Origin of the sequence: Micromonospora sp. NPDC052213, from assembly GCF_040679695.1 — a bacterium.
Taxonomy (GTDB): Bacteria; Actinomycetota; Actinomycetes; order Mycobacteriales; family Micromonosporaceae; genus Micromonospora.
Window position 1 is genome coordinate 1 of the sequence record NZ_JBFAVI010000403.1, and the last position, 1,086, is coordinate 1,086.

Annotated in this window: 1 protein-coding gene and 1 pseudogene; one reads left to right on the top strand and one right to left on the bottom strand. The window is 73.8% G+C overall.

Going from position 1 to position 1,086, the window contains the following annotated elements:
• A pseudogene (locus AB0L34_RS34290) lies at window positions 1-425 on the bottom strand (helix-turn-helix transcriptional regulator); the annotation flags it as partial.
• A gap of 253 nt (window positions 426-678) precedes the next feature.
• On the opposite strand from AB0L34_RS34290, the gene AB0L34_RS34295 reads away from it, so the two are divergent.
• On the top strand, window positions 679-1,062 hold the full coding sequence (locus AB0L34_RS34295; protein WP_350679881.1) for a WhiB family transcriptional regulator: 384 nt from the start codon (window positions 679-681) through the stop codon (window positions 1,060-1,062).
• Window positions 1,063-1,086 lie beyond the last annotated feature (24 nt).

A 1,086-nucleotide genomic window follows, 5' to 3' on the forward strand; every position in this document is an offset into this window, starting at 1 on the left:
CCGCCGACCGCCGCGGTGTCCCGCGCCGGGTCGGCGATCCGGCTCCGGGTCGCCCGGCCGGGGGCGACGAGCAGCAGCAGGGCCTTGGCGACCGCGCTGGTCAGGTCGTGGTCCGCGCCCTGGATCAGGCCCCGGGCGCCGGCGCTGATGGTGGCGGCGGCCGCCTCCGATTCCTCGGTGCCGAGCAGCAGCACGGAGGCCTGCGGCGCGCGGGCGAGCACCCGGCGCACGAAGCCCGCGCTGTCCGGCCGGGTGAGGGCCGTGTCCGCCAGCACCACGTCGGCCGGACGCTCGGCCAGACGCAACATCACCTCGGGATCGGAGACGGCGGTCCGCACGACGGCGGACAGCCCGAGCCGGGCCGCCGCGGACGTCAGATGCTGCGCCGCAAGCGGTGTCCGAACGCACACGAGAACCGTACGCACAGTGGTCTCCTCTCCGCCCACGAGCAGACCATGACCGAGTCCGGTCGCGAGGAGGTTCCCGGCAATCCTCCGAACTTTTCCGACAAGTAGGGCATATGCCGCTAGTTGTCCAAGGTTTTGGATCACAGAAGTGTGAGCCGGGGAAGGTTCGGGTAGGGAGCATCCAGGCCGGAAACGGCGCGCCTGCGCGGACCGCCGCCCGGACGCCGGTTCACATGGATCTCCGCGGTGCCGCGCGGGAGGAGGGGTGCTGATGTCGAACGTACGTAGACTGCCCGGACCCATCGTCGATCTCTGGGACTGGCAGCGGCTCGGCGCCTGCCGGGGCCGGGACAGCGCACAGTTCTTCCACCCCGACGGCGAGCGCGGCTCGTCGCGCCTGCGCCGCGAGTCCGGCGCCAAGGCCGTCTGCCGCACCTGCCCCGTCCGGGCCGAGTGCGCCGCGCACGCCCTCTCCGTGCGGGAGCCGTACGGCGTGTGGGGCGGCTTCAGCGAGTCCGAGCGGCTGCGGCTGCTCGCCGTCGGCTGGGAGGACCTGGCCGACCGCCGCCAGACCCGGGTCGACATCGCCCGCCTGGAGGCCCGCCTGGGCCGGCCGCACAAGTCGACCGTCCCGGCCCAGCGCAAGATCGCCTGAGCCCGGCCACCCGAGGACCACACC

Coding starts and splice junctions, on each gene's coding strand:
- AB0L34_RS34295 (WP_350679881.1), top strand. CDS start 679: ATGTCGAACGTACGTAGACTGCCCGGACCCATCGTCGATCTCTGGGAC.